The sequence below is a fragment of the Curtobacterium sp. AC273 genome (assembly GCF_979253735.1).
Genome location: NZ_CEEDDU010000001.1, coordinates 1 through 14,475 on the forward strand (window position 1 = coordinate 1; position 14,475 = coordinate 14,475).

14 protein-coding genes and 2 pseudogenes are annotated in these 14,475 nt (G+C 71.6%); 12 read left to right on the top strand and 4 right to left on the bottom strand.

Annotation, left to right across the window (positions count from 1 at the left end; genetic code table 11):
• Nucleotides 1-887 (top strand): annotated as a pseudogene (locus ACZ8AI_RS00005) (hypothetical protein); the annotation flags it as partial.
• Here ACZ8AI_RS00005 and ACZ8AI_RS00010 read toward each other — a convergent pair.
• Nucleotides 855-1,919: a LacI family DNA-binding transcriptional regulator gene (locus ACZ8AI_RS00010; RefSeq protein WP_464855549.1), complete on the bottom strand. Its 1,065-nt coding sequence runs from the start codon at nucleotides 1,917-1,919 to the stop codon at nucleotides 855-857. The pseudogene ACZ8AI_RS00005 and the gene ACZ8AI_RS00010 sit on opposite strands and share 33 nt — an antisense overlap.
• 183 nt (nucleotides 1,920-2,102) lie before the next feature.
• Here ACZ8AI_RS00010 and uriH point away from each other — a divergent pair.
• The 4 genes and pseudogenes from uriH to ACZ8AI_RS00030 form a co-directional block, all read left to right on the top strand.
• Nucleotides 2,103-3,052 (top strand): annotated as a pseudogene (uriH, locus tag ACZ8AI_RS00015) (uridine-preferring nucleoside hydrolase UriH); the annotation flags it as partial.
• Nucleotides 3,053-3,121: 69 nt separating this feature from the next.
• Nucleotides 3,122-4,153 (top strand): MFS transporter, encoded by a 1,032-nt coding sequence (locus ACZ8AI_RS00020; RefSeq protein ID WP_464856318.1) that lies wholly within the window; start codon nucleotides 3,122-3,124, stop codon nucleotides 4,151-4,153.
• A 26-nt stretch (nucleotides 4,154-4,179) separates the two neighbouring features.
• Entirely contained in the window at nucleotides 4,180-4,626 is a 447-nt protein-coding gene (locus ACZ8AI_RS00025) for a hypothetical protein (protein WP_464855551.1), read from the top strand.
• Entirely contained in the window at nucleotides 4,550-6,571 is a 2,022-nt protein-coding gene (locus ACZ8AI_RS00030) for a PfkB family carbohydrate kinase (RefSeq protein WP_464855553.1), read from the top strand. Before ACZ8AI_RS00025 ends, ACZ8AI_RS00030 begins: the two co-directional genes overlap by 77 nt.
• A 4-nt stretch (nucleotides 6,572-6,575) precedes the next feature.
• Here ACZ8AI_RS00030 and ACZ8AI_RS00035 read toward each other — a convergent pair whose 3' ends face one another.
• A complete protein-coding gene (locus ACZ8AI_RS00035; RefSeq protein WP_464855555.1) occupies nucleotides 6,576-7,181 on the bottom strand; it encodes an antibiotic biosynthesis monooxygenase in 606 nt (201 codons plus the stop codon).
• 88 nt (nucleotides 7,182-7,269) lie between these two features.
• Between ACZ8AI_RS00035 and ACZ8AI_RS00040 the strand changes: the two genes are divergently transcribed.
• Nucleotides 7,270-7,749 (top strand): DUF6328 family protein, encoded by a 480-nt coding sequence (locus tag ACZ8AI_RS00040; RefSeq protein ID WP_464855557.1) that lies wholly within the window; start codon nucleotides 7,270-7,272, stop codon nucleotides 7,747-7,749.
• Here ACZ8AI_RS00040 and ku read toward each other — a convergent pair.
• A complete protein-coding gene (ku, locus tag ACZ8AI_RS00045; RefSeq protein WP_464855559.1) occupies nucleotides 7,746-8,774 on the bottom strand; it encodes a non-homologous end joining protein Ku in 1,029 nt (342 codons plus the stop codon). The genes ACZ8AI_RS00040 and ku overlap by 4 nt on opposite strands.
• 105 nt (nucleotides 8,775-8,879) lie before the next feature.
• Here ku and ACZ8AI_RS00050 point away from each other — a divergent pair, with 105 nt between their 5' ends.
• The 6 genes from ACZ8AI_RS00050 to ACZ8AI_RS00075 all read left to right on the top strand — a co-directional run bounded on the left by ACZ8AI_RS00050 (nucleotide 8,880) and on the right by ACZ8AI_RS00075 (nucleotide 14,266).
• Nucleotides 8,880-9,770: an SDR family oxidoreductase gene (locus ACZ8AI_RS00050; protein ID WP_464855561.1), complete on the top strand. Its 891-nt coding sequence runs from the start codon at nucleotides 8,880-8,882 to the stop codon at nucleotides 9,768-9,770.
• Complete coding sequence (locus ACZ8AI_RS00055) at nucleotides 9,767-12,289, top strand: ATP-dependent DNA ligase (RefSeq protein ID WP_464855563.1); 2,523 nt, start codon at nucleotides 9,767-9,769, stop codon at nucleotides 12,287-12,289. Before ACZ8AI_RS00050 ends, ACZ8AI_RS00055 begins: the two co-directional genes overlap by 4 nt.
• A 135-nt stretch (nucleotides 12,290-12,424) precedes the next feature.
• Nucleotides 12,425-12,616, top strand: a complete 192-nt coding sequence (locus ACZ8AI_RS00060) for a hypothetical protein (RefSeq protein ID WP_464855565.1) — start codon at nucleotides 12,425-12,427, stop codon at nucleotides 12,614-12,616.
• 236 nt (nucleotides 12,617-12,852) lie between these two features.
• A complete protein-coding gene (locus ACZ8AI_RS00065) occupies nucleotides 12,853-13,383 on the top strand; it encodes an RNA polymerase sigma factor (RefSeq protein ID WP_464856320.1) in 531 nt (176 codons plus the stop codon).
• Entirely contained in the window at nucleotides 13,380-13,940 is a 561-nt protein-coding gene (locus tag ACZ8AI_RS00070) for a hypothetical protein (protein WP_464855567.1), read from the top strand. The genes ACZ8AI_RS00065 and ACZ8AI_RS00070 overlap by 4 nt, the downstream gene beginning before the upstream one ends.
• Nucleotides 13,937-14,266, top strand: a complete 330-nt coding sequence (locus ACZ8AI_RS00075; RefSeq protein WP_464855569.1) for a hypothetical protein — start codon at nucleotides 13,937-13,939, stop codon at nucleotides 14,264-14,266. Before ACZ8AI_RS00070 ends, ACZ8AI_RS00075 begins: the two co-directional genes overlap by 4 nt.
• Before the next feature lie 25 nt (nucleotides 14,267-14,291).
• Here the strand turns inward: ACZ8AI_RS00075 and ACZ8AI_RS00080 are convergent, their stop codons facing one another.
• Nucleotides 14,292-14,468, bottom strand: a complete 177-nt coding sequence (locus tag ACZ8AI_RS00080; protein ID WP_464855571.1) for a hypothetical protein — start codon at nucleotides 14,466-14,468, stop codon at nucleotides 14,292-14,294.
• Between the last annotated feature and the right edge of the window lie 7 nt (nucleotides 14,469-14,475).

Genomic DNA, 14,475 nt, shown 5'->3' on the forward strand with positions numbered 1-14,475 from the left:
GCTGCGGTCTCCGGCCTGCTCATGCTGCCGATGATGGTCGAGATCATCGGCGACCTCGATCGGCGTCCGGCAACCTGATCACGAAGACCGGTCGCTACCTGATGTTCCCGATCATCGGCACCGTCCTGGTCGCGATCGCCATGCTCGCCATGACCCAGCTCGCGGCGGACACCCCGATCTGGTTGATCTGCGCGTACCTGTTCGTCTTCGGCACGGGCCTCGGGCTGATCATGCAGGTGGTCGTCCTCGTCGCGCAGAACGCCGTGCCGGCGTCGCAGGTCGGAACTGCCACGTCGATGAACAACTACTTCCGCGAGGTCGATGCCTCGCTCGGCACCGCCGCGGTCTTCGGTGCGCTCTTCTACGGCGCGGCTCACGACGTCGCTCACCGACGTGTTCCGGGGTGCCGGCGGCTCGTCCCCGGCCGGATCGGCGTTGGTCGGCGGGCAGTATCGACCCCGCGACGGTGGCGAAGCTGCCCGAGGCGGTGCAGAACGGCATCGTCAACGCCTGCCGCCGACTCCCTGGCGACCTGGTGGTCTGGTACCTCGCTGCCGTTCATCGCGGTGGCTTCGCTGCTCGCGCTCTTCCTGCCGCAGATCACGCTCTCCGACACGGCCGGCATGGTCGCCCGCGGCGAGGCCGTCGGCGGTGCGGAGTCGCGACTGAGCTCGAGCGGGCGCAGCGCGCGGGCCGCGCGGAGCACGCGACGGCTGCCGAGCCGGGAGATCGCGCACCGACCGGTAGACGGTCGCGCTCACGGCCTGGAGGCGCGGTGCCAGCTGGCACCGCGCCTTCCTGCCCGTCGTCCGGTCGCGCTCACTGCCACGGCCGGAGTCGTGCTGACCGACAGCTCACGCGTTCCAGCGCGCGCGAGCTGTCGCTGAGCGCGTGAGGTCGCGGTGACCCGGCGCTACGCGCCGGTGCTCGCGCGCGGCACGAGCCGCGTCGGCAGGGGCCGCGGGCTCGGCGGCCGTGCCGTCGAGCGTCGCGAGGAGTCGCAGAGCCGCAGCGCGACCGAGGTCGGCTCCCGGCAGGGCCACGCTCGTCAGGGCGGGCGCGGTGACGGACGACGACGGAAGGTCGTCGAAGCCCGCGACCGCCAGCTCCCCGGGGACGGCGATCCCCAGCCGACCCGCGGTCCGGAGCACGCCGTACGCCAGGGTGTCGGCGGCCGCGACGACGGCGGTGACGTCGCCCTCCTGCCAGGCCTCGATGACGTGCTCGGCGGCCGATGCCGCAAGGCGTCCACGGTGAGATCGGCGCGCGCCGTGACCTCGGACACCGTGATGCCGGCGGCGGTGCACTCCTGCTCGGAAGAGCTCGCGGCGGACGCCGAACGTCGTCGCACGCGAGGTCCCGTCGAGGTACCCGACGTCGTGGCGGTGCCCCTGTTCGTGCAGGTGCGCGACGAGGTCGTGGACGCCGGGGGACAGGTCGTAGTTGACGGCCTCGGCGCCACCGGGGGCGTCGAGGAGGACCACGGGCACACCCGCGGACATCGGTTCGCCGGCGGCCGGTGCGTCGACGAGGATCCCCGCGGGCCGGAGGCGTTCGAAGCGCCGGACGTCAGCGGCGACGGGCTGCGCACCGCGCTCGGTGACGGACAGCACGAGCTGGAACCGGTCGCCGATGGTGTCCCGCACGCCGCGGATGACCTCGGCGAAGAACGGGTTCGACAGGTCCGGGGCGATGAGCACGACGAGGTCGCCGCTGCCCCGCGCCAGGGAGCTCGCCGCGTGGTCGACCACGTAGCCGAGCTCCTCGACGGCGTCGCGCACCCGGGAGGCGATCGGTGCGGACACCCGGCCCCGCTCCTTGCCGTTCACGACGAGCGACACGGTGGCGATGCTCGTGCCCGCACGCTCGGCCACCATCGCGGCGGTCACACGGCGGCCGGGCGCGGCTGAGGATGGCACGGTCCGGATGCTACCGACGGTGGTCGTGCTCGTGACCGCGGCGGGTCGCACGCTTGACGTCAAGCGTTTGAAGTGGTTCCATGTCAAACGCTTGGACGTGCCGTACCGGGAATTGATCCTCGACGGTGCGGACCCCACCACGTCGGGCCCAGACCTCATCCCCGACGAAGTGGAGCACCTCGCGTGTCCGAAGCGAACCAGCCAGCGAAGATCATCCTCGACTGCGACCCCGGTCACGACGACGCCGTCGCCATCCTGCTGGCCCACGGCAACCCGGACATCGAGTTCCTCGCCGTCACCACGGTCGTCGGGAACCAGACGCTGCCGAAGGTCACCCGCAACGCCCTGGCGGTCGCCCGGATCGCCGGCATCACGGGCATCCCGTTCGCGGCGGGTGCCGATCGGCCGACCCTCCGCCAGATCGAGGTCGCACCGTCGATCCACGGGGAGAGCGGCCTGGACGGTCCGATGCTGCCCGAGCCCTCGTTCGACCTCGACGAGCGGCACGCGGTCGACCTCATCATCGACACCGTGATGGCGCACCAGCCCGGCACCGTCACCCTCGTGCCGACCGGCGGGCTGACGAACATCGCCCTCGCGGCCCGCAAGGAGCCCCGCATCGTCGAGCGCGTCAAGCAGGTCGTCCTGATGGGCGGCGGCGTGCACGTCGGCAACTGGAGCCCGGTCGCCGAGTTCAACATCGTGATCGACCCCGAGGCCGCGTCGATCGTCTTCGACGCCGGCTGGGACGTCGTGATGGTCGGCCTCGACCTCACCCACCAGGCCCTCGCCACCCCGGAGGTCGCCGCGCGCATCGCCGCCGTCGGCACCGGCCCGGCCGCGTTCGTCGGCGAGCTCCTCGACTTCTTCGGCCAGACCTACAAGGACGCGCAGGGCTTCGACGCCCCGCCGGTGCACGACCCCTGCGCCGTCGCGTACGTGATCGACCCGACCGTCGTCCGCGCCGTCAAGGTGCCGATCCACATCGAGACCCAGGGCACCCTGACCCTCGGCATGACCGTCGCCGACTTCCGCGCCCTGCCCCCGAGGACTGCCGCACCAGCGCCGCGCTCGAGCTCGACCACGCCCGCTTCTGGGACCTCGTCGTCGACGCTCTCGAGCGCATCGGCGAGACCCCCGACACCGGCTGGACCCCGCGCCCCGCCACCACCAACGCCACCTCGACGGAGATCTGGAGCACCATGACCACCACATCGACGAAGAAGTCGATCGGCGCCCCCTCATCGCGGCGCTCCTCGCAGCGTGCATCGCGTTCCAGCTCAACGCGAGCATGCTCAGCCCTGCGCTGGTCACCATGGCGCGGGAGCTCAACACCGACGACGCGACGATCGGAGCTGTCGCAGACGCTCTACTTCACGCTCGCGGCGCTGTTCTCGCTGTTCCTGCCGCGGCTGTCCGACATCGTCGGCCGCAAGCGGGTCCTGCTCGGCATGCTCGCCGTGATGCTCGTCGGCAGCATCGTCGCCGCGCTCGCGGTCAACGTGCCGATGCTCTTCACCGGTCGCATCATCCAGGGCGTCACCGGCCCGGTCGTCCTGATCTGCCTGCTCGTGCTCCGCAACGAGATCAGCGACCCGAAGCGGTACGGCGCCGCCCTCGGGCTGCTCACCGCGGTCAACGGCGGCATCGCCGGCGTCGACGCGCTCGCCGGCGGCTGGATCGCGACGAACTTCGGCTTCCGCGGGATCTTCTGGGTCATCGCCGTCGTCACCGTCATCGCGCTGGCGCTCGTCGCCGTGTGGGGCGTCGAGTCGAAGCCGTCCGCCGGCACCCGGATGGACTGGATCGGTGTCGTCCTCCGTGGTCAGCGTCGGCGCGCTGCTCACCGCCTTCAACGAGGCGGGCAAGCTCAGCGCAGCGAACCCGGTCCTCGTGGTCGGCGGGATCGTCGTCGCCCTCGCCGCGTTCGCCGTCTTCTGGGCCGTCGAGTCCCGCGTGAAGGAACCCCTCGTCGAGACCCGGTTCCTGAAGCGGCGCGGCACCCGGGCGCTCCTGGCCACGACCTTCCTCACGATGACCGGTGTGTTCGCCGTCGTGAACGGGCTCGTCACGAGCCTCGCGCAGAACCACGACGCCGGGTTCGGCATGGAGGCGGACCTCGCGTCGCTCGTGTTCCTCACGCCGTACGCGCTGGTCGGCTGGATCGTCGGTCCCTTCGCCGGCCGCCTCGCCTCGACGATTCGGCTACCGCGCGGTCCTCCGTGTCGGGCTGATCGGGAGCATCGTCGCGACGCTCCTGATGGCGTTCGTCGGTGTGCACTCGCTGCCCGTGCTCGTCGTGGCGACCGTCCTGATCGGCATCACCTACGCCGGCATCGCGAACATCATCCTCAACGGTCTCGGGATCGTCCTGTCGCCGGCCTCCAACCCGGGCTTCCTGCCCGGCCTGAACGCCGGTGCGTTCAACCTCGGTGCCGGCGTCAGCTTCGCCGTCCTGCCGGCGCTCCAGATCGCGCTCGGGGTCGGCGGGTCCGCGGGCACCGCCGGGTACTCGGGGCATGCTGCTCGGTGCCGCGATCACCATCGGTGCCCTCGCGATGTCGTTCCTCATCCCGCGCCCGTCGGACGCCGAGGACGACCTCGGCCGTCCCGCAGAAGGAGTCCGTCCGTTGAACACGATCGTCGTCGTCGGCTCGCTCAACGCGGACCTGGTGGTCCGCACCGAGCGCTTCCCGAAGCCCGGTGAGACCCTGCACGGGTCCGACCTGCAGACCCTGCCCGGGGGCAAGTCCGCCAACCAGGCGGTGGCTGCCGGGAGGCTCGGGGGAACGGTCCGCATGATCGGCGCGGTCGGCGACGACGGGAACGGTGCACTGCTCCGCGACTCCGTCGCGGCGGCGGGTGCGGACATCACGCACGTCGCCGTCCGGGAGGGCGTGGCCACCGGCACCGCCGTCATCACGGTCGACGGCGCCGGCGAGAACACGATCGTGATCTCCGGCGGCGCGAACGCCACGCTGACCCCCGACGACGTCCCCGCCGACGCGTTCACGGGGGCGGCCGTGCTCGGCCTCTGCCTCGAGGTCTCGATCGACGTCGTCCTCGCCGCCGCCCGTGCCGCCTGCGCCGCCGGCGTCACGGTGCTGACGAACCTCTCGCCCTTCGGCGCGGTCCCGGCCGAACTCCTCGAGCTGACCGACGTCCTGCTCGTCAACGAGCACGAGGCCGAATCGCTCGGCGAGCACGGCGTCGCGCGGTCGATCGTCACCCGCGGCGGCGCGGGGTGCACCGTCCACGACGGTGACGACGGCCCGGTGTCGATCGACGCCGTCCGCGTGGAGCCGGTCGACACCACGGGCTGCGGCGACGCGTTCATGGGGGCGGTGGCGCTCCGGCTGGCGGCGGGCGACTCCTCGTCGACGCCGCCCGGTTCGCAGTCGGTGTCGGTGCGTACGCCGCGACCAAGGTGGGCGCACAGGCCTCCTACCCGACCAACCCGGAGCTGGAGCAGTTCCTGCGGGCGTGACCCGCGCCTCCAGGCCGCCCGCCGACCCCGCCGCCCGCCGACCTCGCCGACTCCGCAGACCCTGCAAAACGCAACTGTGGCGGTTGCTCGCAGCGCAGTACCGCTGCGAGCAACCGCCGACGTTGCGTTTTGCGGGGAGGGACTGTCGGTAGCGTTGTTCCCATGCGCGTGGGAGTCCTCGACATCGGGTCCAACACCGGCCACCTGCTCGTGGTCGACGCCCACGGGGGAGCCGCACTCGCTGCCGGCGTCGTCGTTCAAGCAGCCGCTCCGCCTCGCCGAGCACCTCGACGACGCCGGTGCGGTGACCGACGAGGGGGTCGACGCCCTCACCGCCTTCGTGGCCGATGCCGTGCGGGTCGCCGAGGAGCGCGGCTGCGAGGACATGCTGGCGTTCGCGACCTCGGCGGGGGGGGGGGGGGGGGGGGGGGGGGGGGGGGGGGGGGGGGGGGGGGGGGGGGGGGGGGGGGGGGGGGTCCGCGACGCCGTGAACTCCGAGGCGGTCCTCGCCCACGTCGAGTCGTCCACCGGGGTCGAGCTGGCCGTCCTGTCCGGCTCCGACGAGGCCCGGCTGACGTTCCTGGCCGTGCGCCGCTGGTTCGGCTGGTCGGCCGGACGGCTCGCGGTCTTCGACATCGGCGGCGGCTCGCTCGAGATCGCCGGCGGGGGCGACGAGGCGCCGGACGTGGCGTGGTCGATGCCGATCGGTGCCGCTCGGCTGGCCCGCTCCTACTTCGCCGCGGGCACTCCCTCCGAGGACGACGTCCGCCGGATCCGCCACGAGATCCGCGTCGAGATCGCCCGCGACGCCGGACTGCTGCTCCGCGCCGGACGCCCCGACCGGGCCGTGGCGACCTCGAAGACGTTCCGCTCGATCGCCCGGATCTGCGGCGCCGCACCCTCCGGCGCCGGCCCGCTCGTGCCGCGGTTGCTCGACGGTGCCGCCCTGCGGGCGAAGCTGCCGTCGCTGCTCTCGATGTCCGTCGCCGAGCTGGCGACGCTCCCCGGGGTGTCCGCCAGTCGGGCGCACCAGGTGGTCCCGGGGGCGCTCGTCGCCGAGGCGTGCCTCGACATCTTCGACCTGCCCGCGCTGGAGATCTGCCCGTGGGCGCTCCGCGAGGGCGTGATCCTCGAGCGGCTCGACCAGCTGTCGGTGCTCGCCTAGGGCGTCACGCGCCGCGCGGCGGCGCGAGCAGCCACGGGCGGATCAGCTTCGTCACGAACGGCAGCACCCAGAACGTCATGATCGGGGTGAGCACCAGCGTCGTGATCAGCACGCGGGGCAGGACCGGCAGCGCGCCGAACGCCGGCACGAGCCACCCGACCAGGTACGTGAACGCCAGGTTCACCGGGAAGAAGCCGAGCCAGATGCTCACCGCCTGCTTCCACCGTGGCGGAGCGCTCGACGCCGGAGCGTCCTGCGGTGCGTCGAACCAGCCCTCGATGCCGGTGCGCTTCTCGACGCGGTGCTCCACCACGAGGTCACGGCCGAAGTCGAGCCACCGCAGCCGGTCGTCGGAGTTCTCCCACGTGGCGAGCGAGTCGTGGTCGGCGAACCGGTAGAGCATGTGCCACTCGCGGCTCGACGCGTGCGACCGCACCCACCCGGAGCCGAGGAAGCCCGGGTAGCGGTTCGCCAGGTTCACGCCGGACTGCACCCAGCGGGTGACGTCCGGGATGCGGTCGGGTTCGACCAGGCGGGTGATGGAGACGGTGACGGGCGGGCCATCGGTCGCGGGTGGCGACGACAAGGCCCCAGGCTCTTCTGGAGTCATGCGCCCAGTCTCCCGCAGGCGTGTTACCGGCTCGTGTCGGGCTGCGCGACCTCGTGGGGCCTCGGTCGAACGTGGGTAGGTTCGCGGTATGAGTGAGACCGAACGCGGTCGGCACGAGACGCCGTCCGAGCGGTGGGACCGGAACTGGGTCGACATCCAGCAGGAGCTCCGGATCGTGCAGACCGGCACGCAGATCCTCGCCGGCTTCCTGCTGACGCTGCCGTTCCAGCAGCGCTTCACCACCCTGTCGGACCGACAGGAGACGATCTACCTGGTCCTGGTCGTCCTCGCGGTCGTCGTGACCGTCGTGGCCCTGTCCGCCGTCGCCACGCACCGGCTGGTGTTCCGGCAGCGGCAGAAGCACGACCTCGTCCGGGTCGGCAACGTGATCCTGCTCACGACGCTCATCGCCAGCGCGCTGCTCTTCTCGGGCACCGTGCTGTTCGTGTTCGACGTGGTGATCGGCGACGTCGGCGGGCTCGTCGGCGGGGCCGTGGTGTTCGTCGGGACGGCGCTGCTCTGGGTGTCGATCCCGCTCGCGCTCCGACGGACCAGCAGGGACCGCTAGCTCGCCTGCTTCTTCGCTGCGGGCTTCTTGGCCGGGGCCTTCTTGGTGGGCGTCTTCTTCGCGGGGCTCTTCTTCGTGGTCGACGAGGACGAGGACGATGCCTTCGCAGCGGCGGGCTTCTTCGCCGCCGGCTGCTCGTCGTCGTCCTTGGCTGAACCGGACGACGAACGCGAGCCAGAGGACGAACGCGACCCCGTGCCTCCAGTCCGTGACGACGAGCCGGACGACGACCGCGACCGCTTCTTGTCCACCGACGCCCGCAGGGCGGCCATCAGGTCGATGACGTCACCGCCCTCGCCCTCGTCGTCGTCCTCCGCGCGTTCGCCGAACGTCTTCTCGGTGTCGATGTCGTCGCCCGCCTCGAGCTTGGCGTCGATGAGCTGCTGCAGCTCCGCCTGGTACTCGTCGGTGTAGCGGTCGGGGTCGAAGTCGGTGGACATGCTGTCGACGAGCGACGACGACATCTTCAGCTCCGTCGCGCTGACCTTCACCGAGGCGTCGAGGGCCGTGAAGTCGGCCGCCCGGACCTCGTCGCCCCAGAGCAGCCCCTGCAGCAGGATGACGTCGTTGTTCACCCGGAGGACGCCGAGCCGGGTCTTCTGACGGAGCGTGAACTGCACGATCGCCAGGCGGTCGGTCTTCGCCAGGGTCTCGCGCAGCAGGACGTAGGCCTTGGGGGAGCGGGAGTCCGGCTCGAGGTAGTACGACTTCTCGAACATCATCGGGTCGACCTGCTCGACGGGCACGAACTCGAGGACCTCGATCTCGTGCGACTGCTCCTCGGGCAGCTGCTTGAAGTCGTCGGCGGTGAGCACCACGGTCTTGTCGCCGTCGTCGTAGGCGCGCTGGATGTCGGCGTACTCGACCTCGTGCCCGAACTCGCACACCCGCTTGTACCGGATGCGTCCCTTGTCCTCGTCGTGGACCTGGTGCAGGGAGACGTCGTGGGTCTCGGTCGCGGCGTAGACCTTGATCGGTACGTTGACCAGCCCGAACGCGATGGAGCCCTTCCAGATCGACCTCATGCGCTCATGATGCCCGTCCGTGCACAGGAGCGCTCGCAGTCGCGGGTTCTCCACAGATCCGGGTTCGCTGGACCGGCCCGCGGGCTGAACGAGCACGATGGGCGCATGAGCCAGCTCGACAAGCAGGACCCGCGCGACCAGTTCCCCCGCCCGCCGTTCCCTGCGCAGACGCAGCAGGGTTCCGGGCTGGCCAGCGCGATGGACCCGGCCCCTGACCACGGCGAGACGAGTTACCTCGGTACGGGCCGGATGCCCGGCTACCGGGTCCTCGTCACGGGCGCGGACTCGGGCATCGGCCGCGCGGCGGCGATCGCGATGGCGAAGGAGGGCGCGGACGTCGCCCTGAACGCCCTGCCGGAAGAGCGCGAGGACCTCGAGGCCGTGCGCGACGTCGTCGGCGACCTCGGCCGCAAGGCGGTGCTGCTGCCGGGCGACCTCACCGACGAGGCGTTCTGCGACGTGCTGGTGCGCGACGCCGTCAGCGAGCTCGGCGGGCTCGACGCGCTCGTCCTGGTGGCGGGGCACCAGCAGGTGCACGAGGACGTCACCCTGCAGAGCACCGAGGACTTCGACCGGACGATGAAGGTCAACCTCTACTCGCTCTTCTGGTTGGTCCGTGCCGCGGTGCCGCACATGGCGCCGGGCAGCGCGATCGTGACCACCAGTTCGGTCTCGGCGTACCAGCCGCAGGACCGGATGATCGACTACGCGGCGACGAAGTCCGCGATCATCACGTACACGAACGGTCTGGCACGACAACTCGCATCGAAGGGCATCCGCGCGAACACGGTCGTGCCGGGCCCGGTGTGGACGCCGCTGCAACCGATCAGCTACCCGGGTGACGAGATCGCCGCGTACGGGCAGGACACCCCGTTCGGCCGGCCCGCGCAGCCGGTGGAACTCGGCGGCGCCTACGTCTACCTGGCGGGCCCGGAGTCCTCGTACACGTCCGGCTCGACCCTCACGGTGGCGGGAGCGACCGGGGTGGCGTTGTGAGTCCCGCGTCCCGCAAGACGGTCGTCCTGGTGGGCGACCGGCGGCTCGCGCTGACGAACACCGACAAGGTGCTCTACCCGGAGACCGGCACGACCAAGGGCCGCGTCATCGAGTACTACGAGCGCGTGGCGCCGTGGATGATCCCGCACGTGAAGGACCGTCCGGTGACCCGGAAGCGGTGGGCGAACGGCGTGGAGGGCAAGGTCTTCTTCGAGAAGAACCTGCCCGACTCGGCGCCGGACTGGGTCCGCCACCACACCATCCACCACTCGGAGCACGACAACGAGTACCCGATCGTCGACGACCTGCCGACCCTGGTCTGGATGGCACAGCAGGCGGCGCTCGAACTGCACGTGCCGCAGTGGCGCTTCGGCCCTCGGGGTGCCCAGCAGAACCCTGATCGGCTGGTGCTCGACCTCGACCCGGGCGAGGGCGTCGGCCTGCCGGAGTGCGTCGAGGTGGCGGTCGCCGCACGTGAGGTCCTGCACGGCATGGGCCTCGACCCGTACCCGGTGACGTCGGGCTCGAAGGGCATCCACCTCTACGCCGCCCTCGACGGTCGGGCCACCACGGCGCAGGTGTCCGAGGTGGCGCACGAACTCGCGAAGTCACTCGAACAGGACCTGCCGGACCTCGTGCTGTCGTCGATGAGCCGGGCCGAGCGGACGGGCAAGGTCTTCGTCGACTGGTCGCAGAACAACGGCAACAAGACGACGATCGCCCCGTACTCCCTGCGCGGCCGTGAACGGCCGACGGTCGCCGCGCCCCGCACCTGGAAGGAGCTCGAGGAACGCGGACTCGCCCAGCTCACGTTGGACGAGGTGCTCGAACGCCTGGAGGCCCGTGGGGACTTCCTGCACCCGGTCGCCTCCGCCTCGTTGGCCGTCGGACGACAGGACCACGGCCACTGGGACAGCGACCGGACCCAACGTGCGAACGACGCGGAGCAGCCGGGGCGAGACCGGCTCGCCGCCTACCGTGCGAAGCGCGACGCCTCGAAGACGCCGGAGCCCGTCCCCGAGGACGCGCCGACGGTCCGGAAGGACGGCACCCCGACGTTCGTCATCCAGGAGCACCACGCGACGCGGGACCACTACGACTTCCGGCTGGAGCACGAGGGCGTGCTCGTCAGCTGGGCGCTGCCGAAGGGCGAACCGAGCGACCCGGGCAAGAACCACCTGGCGGTGCAGACCGAGGACCACCCGCTCGAGTACGGCGCGTTCGAGGGCACCATCCCGAAGGACGAGTACGGCGGCGGCACGGTCACGATCTGGGACGACGGCACGTACGAGCTCGAGAAGTGGCGCGAGGGCGAAGAGGTCATCGTCACGCTGCACGGCCGGACCGGTGGCGCTCGCCGTCTGGCGCTCCTGCACACCAGGGGGCGCGGACGCGGGCGCGAGGGCGACGAGAAGAACTGGCTCATCCACCGCACCAAGGAGCAGCCGGACCGCCTGGCGGAAGGCGGCGACGGGGCGGGGGCGAGCCGTGCCTCCAGGCCGTCGACCGCACCACGTGACGGCCAGCACCGCATCGACGGCGCCGCGGCGGCGGACACCGCTCCTGCGGACCGCCGGACCATGCAGGCGTCCCTGGCGAAGGGCGAGCCCGCGCTGGACCCCGCGGCCTGGGCGTTCGAGATGAAGTGGGACGGCATCCGCGCCCTCTGCACCGTGCGTGACGGCTCGGTGACCCTGCGCAGCCGCAACGACAACGACCTCACCGACCAGTACCCGGAGCTCCAGGAACTCGGCGAGCGCGCGGGCGTCGACGGCGTCTTCGACGGCGAGATCGTGGCGCTCGACGACCGCGGCCGGCCGTCGTTCCAGCTGCTGCAGAACCGGATGGGGCTGACGAAGCGGCGCGAGGTCGAGGCGGCTCGTGCGCAGACGCCGGTCCGACTCCTGCTCTTCGACGTGCTCGAGGCCGACGGCCACGAGCTCACGCGGCTCGGCTACGACGCCCGGCGGCAGGCGCTCGAGACGGTCGTCGACCCCGGGGGCGCGATCGACGTGCCCGCCGCGTACCAGGGCGACCTGGCGCGGGCGATGGCGGACTCGAAGGAGCAGGGACTCGAGGGCGTGGTCGCGAAGAAGCGGTCGTCGAAGTACGCCGAGGGGCGACGCTCCGAGGCCTGGCTGAAGCTCAAGCACCACGCCACACAAGAGGTCGTCGTCGGCGGCTGGAAACCCGGCAGCGGTCGTCGCGCGGGCGGCGTCGGCTCCCTGCTGCTCGGGGTGCCGGGGCCGGACGGGCTCGAGTACATCGGCAAGGTGGGGAGCGGGTTCCGCGACCGTGACCTCGACGAGATCGGTGCGGCGCTCGGTGCGCTGGAACGGAAGACCTCCCCGTTCGTCGACGTCCCCCGGCCCGATGCCCGCGACGCGCACTGGGTGACACCGAAGCGCGTCGGTGAGGTCGAGTTCGCCGAGTGGACCTCCGACGGCCGGCTGCGGCAGCCGTCGTGGCGCGGCTGGCGCGTCGACAAGGACCCGTCGGACGTCGTCCGCGAGACCTGAGCATGCGTCCGCATCGGGTCCGCCGCGGGCGAACTTCCGTCCCCCGTTCCGGCACGGTCCGGGGGACGATTCCGCGCCGCCCGCCCGCCATTCCGCCACGGCCTGTTACGTTCGCCGGGACGAAAGGGCGTGAGCATGAGTGCGAGCAAGTACCTGCCCCCGTTCACCACGGAGGAGCGCGGCACGATCGCTGCGGATCGATCGGTGCAGGTGCCGGTCGACCCGCGAGAGGTGCTGCCCGAGTCCGAGGTCACCTACGCGGACTTCCTCGGTGACGAGGTCGACGAGGTCGACGAGGTCGACAAGGTCGACGGGGCCAACCAGTAGGAGAAGACGACCCGTGCGCCGGATCAGGGAACGCACGGGCCGCCGTCGGAGCGCCGCGACCGGTCGTTCAGGGATGACCGGCCGCGACGCGCTCTGCGCCAGCAGCGAGCAGCGCTCCTGGCAGGCACGTACAGAAGACGAGGCGAACGACCGGTTCGTCACGTCCGGACCCGGAAAAACATCGCCGGGCTGACCCTGAGGAGCAGACCCTGAGCGACGCTGACGCCCTGGCGTCCCTGTCGGACGCCTCCCTCGTCGAACGCTGCGCCGACGGTGACACGGTCGCGTTCGGCGTGCTCATCCGCCGGTACGGTCCGCACATGCGGGCCTACGCCGCCCGCATCCTCGGCCACGGGGACGGCGAGGCGGACGACGCCGTGCAGGAAGCGGCGTTGCAGGCCTGGCAGCGCATCGACCGGGTCGACGACCCCGACCGGGTGCGCAACTGGTTGTTCCGGATCGCGGCCAACAAGGCGCTCGACCGTCTCCGACGTCGTCACCCCCACCTCGACCTGGAGGCGGTGGCCGAGTCCTCCGACGACCGTCCCGTCGACGAGGTGGTCGAGACACGGCTCCAGGTCCAGGAACTCGCGCGTATCGTGCAGGCTCTCCCCGATGCGCCGCGTGCGGTGTGGGTGATGCGGGAGATCGGTGGGGCCTCGTACGCCGAGATCGCCGAGGCGACGGGGATGCCGCAGGCCACGGTGCGTGGGGTCCTCGCACGGGCACGTCGACGGGTGCTCGAGCAGATGGAGGGGTGGCGATGACCGACGACGAACGCTTCGGCGCCTTCACCCTCGAGGAGCTCTCCGACTACCTCGACTCCGGGCGGGATCCGGTGCGACCGGAGATCGACCGCGACCCGGAAGCACTCGCCGCACTCGGACGACTCGAGTCACTGCGGACCGCCTCGCGCGACCTGCTCGATGCCGACGTGTCCGGTGCGGACGACTCCTGGATCGCCGGTGTCCTCACCTCGATCCGGACCACGGCACACGCCGGCCGGGACATCCCGGTGCCCGACGACGACCCGGCCTCGACGCTCGTCGTCACCGAGGGAGCGTTGCGCGGACTCGTGCGGGCACTCGGCGACGACGTCCCCGGCCTGGTCGTCCGCCGGACGCGCTTCGCCGGTGACGTCACCGTGCCCGGGGGCGCAGTCGACGTCGAGGTCACCGTCGCGGTGACGGCCGACGGACCCGTCCACGATCGGACGGAAGCGTTGCACGTCGCGGTCGCCACCGCCCTCGAGGCGCACGCACCGTTCGCCGTGCGGACGGTCGTGGTGCGCGTCGCCGACCTCATCGACCCAGGAGCCGCATGACCACCGACACCCGGACGCTCTCCCGCCGGCTGACCGAGGTGGCGCTCGCCGTGCCGGGCGTCCGATCTGTGCTGCCGCCGGGTCCGAAGCTCGCCACGCTCGTACGGGACGTCCGGACGGTGCTCGACCTGCCGCGGGACGGCGGCGCGGTGCTCGTGCAGGACCTGCCGGAGGGCGCACGTGTCCGGGTGGTCGTGACCTCGGACCGAGGCGTCCCGACGGTGGCGCTGCTCCGGAGTGTGCGCGACGCGGTCGTGCGGGGCGCGGTGGAAGCCCTGGGCCAGCGGCCTGCGGACGTCACGGTACGGGTCGTCGAGATCGACTGAGACGAACGCGGCGGGTGACTGCCGCTCAGGCGGCGGGCGCGGGGCCGTCCGTCGGCTCGGCGTCGTCGGCGACCGGGAGGTCCTCCTCGATGAGTTCGTCCTCCTCCGGCTGCACGACCTCGGCCGCGGCTGCCTTCGCCTCGTCGATGGACTCCTGCGAGCGGCGGAGGAGGTCGTCGTCGTGTGCTGCGTGGTCCGTCATGCGGCCG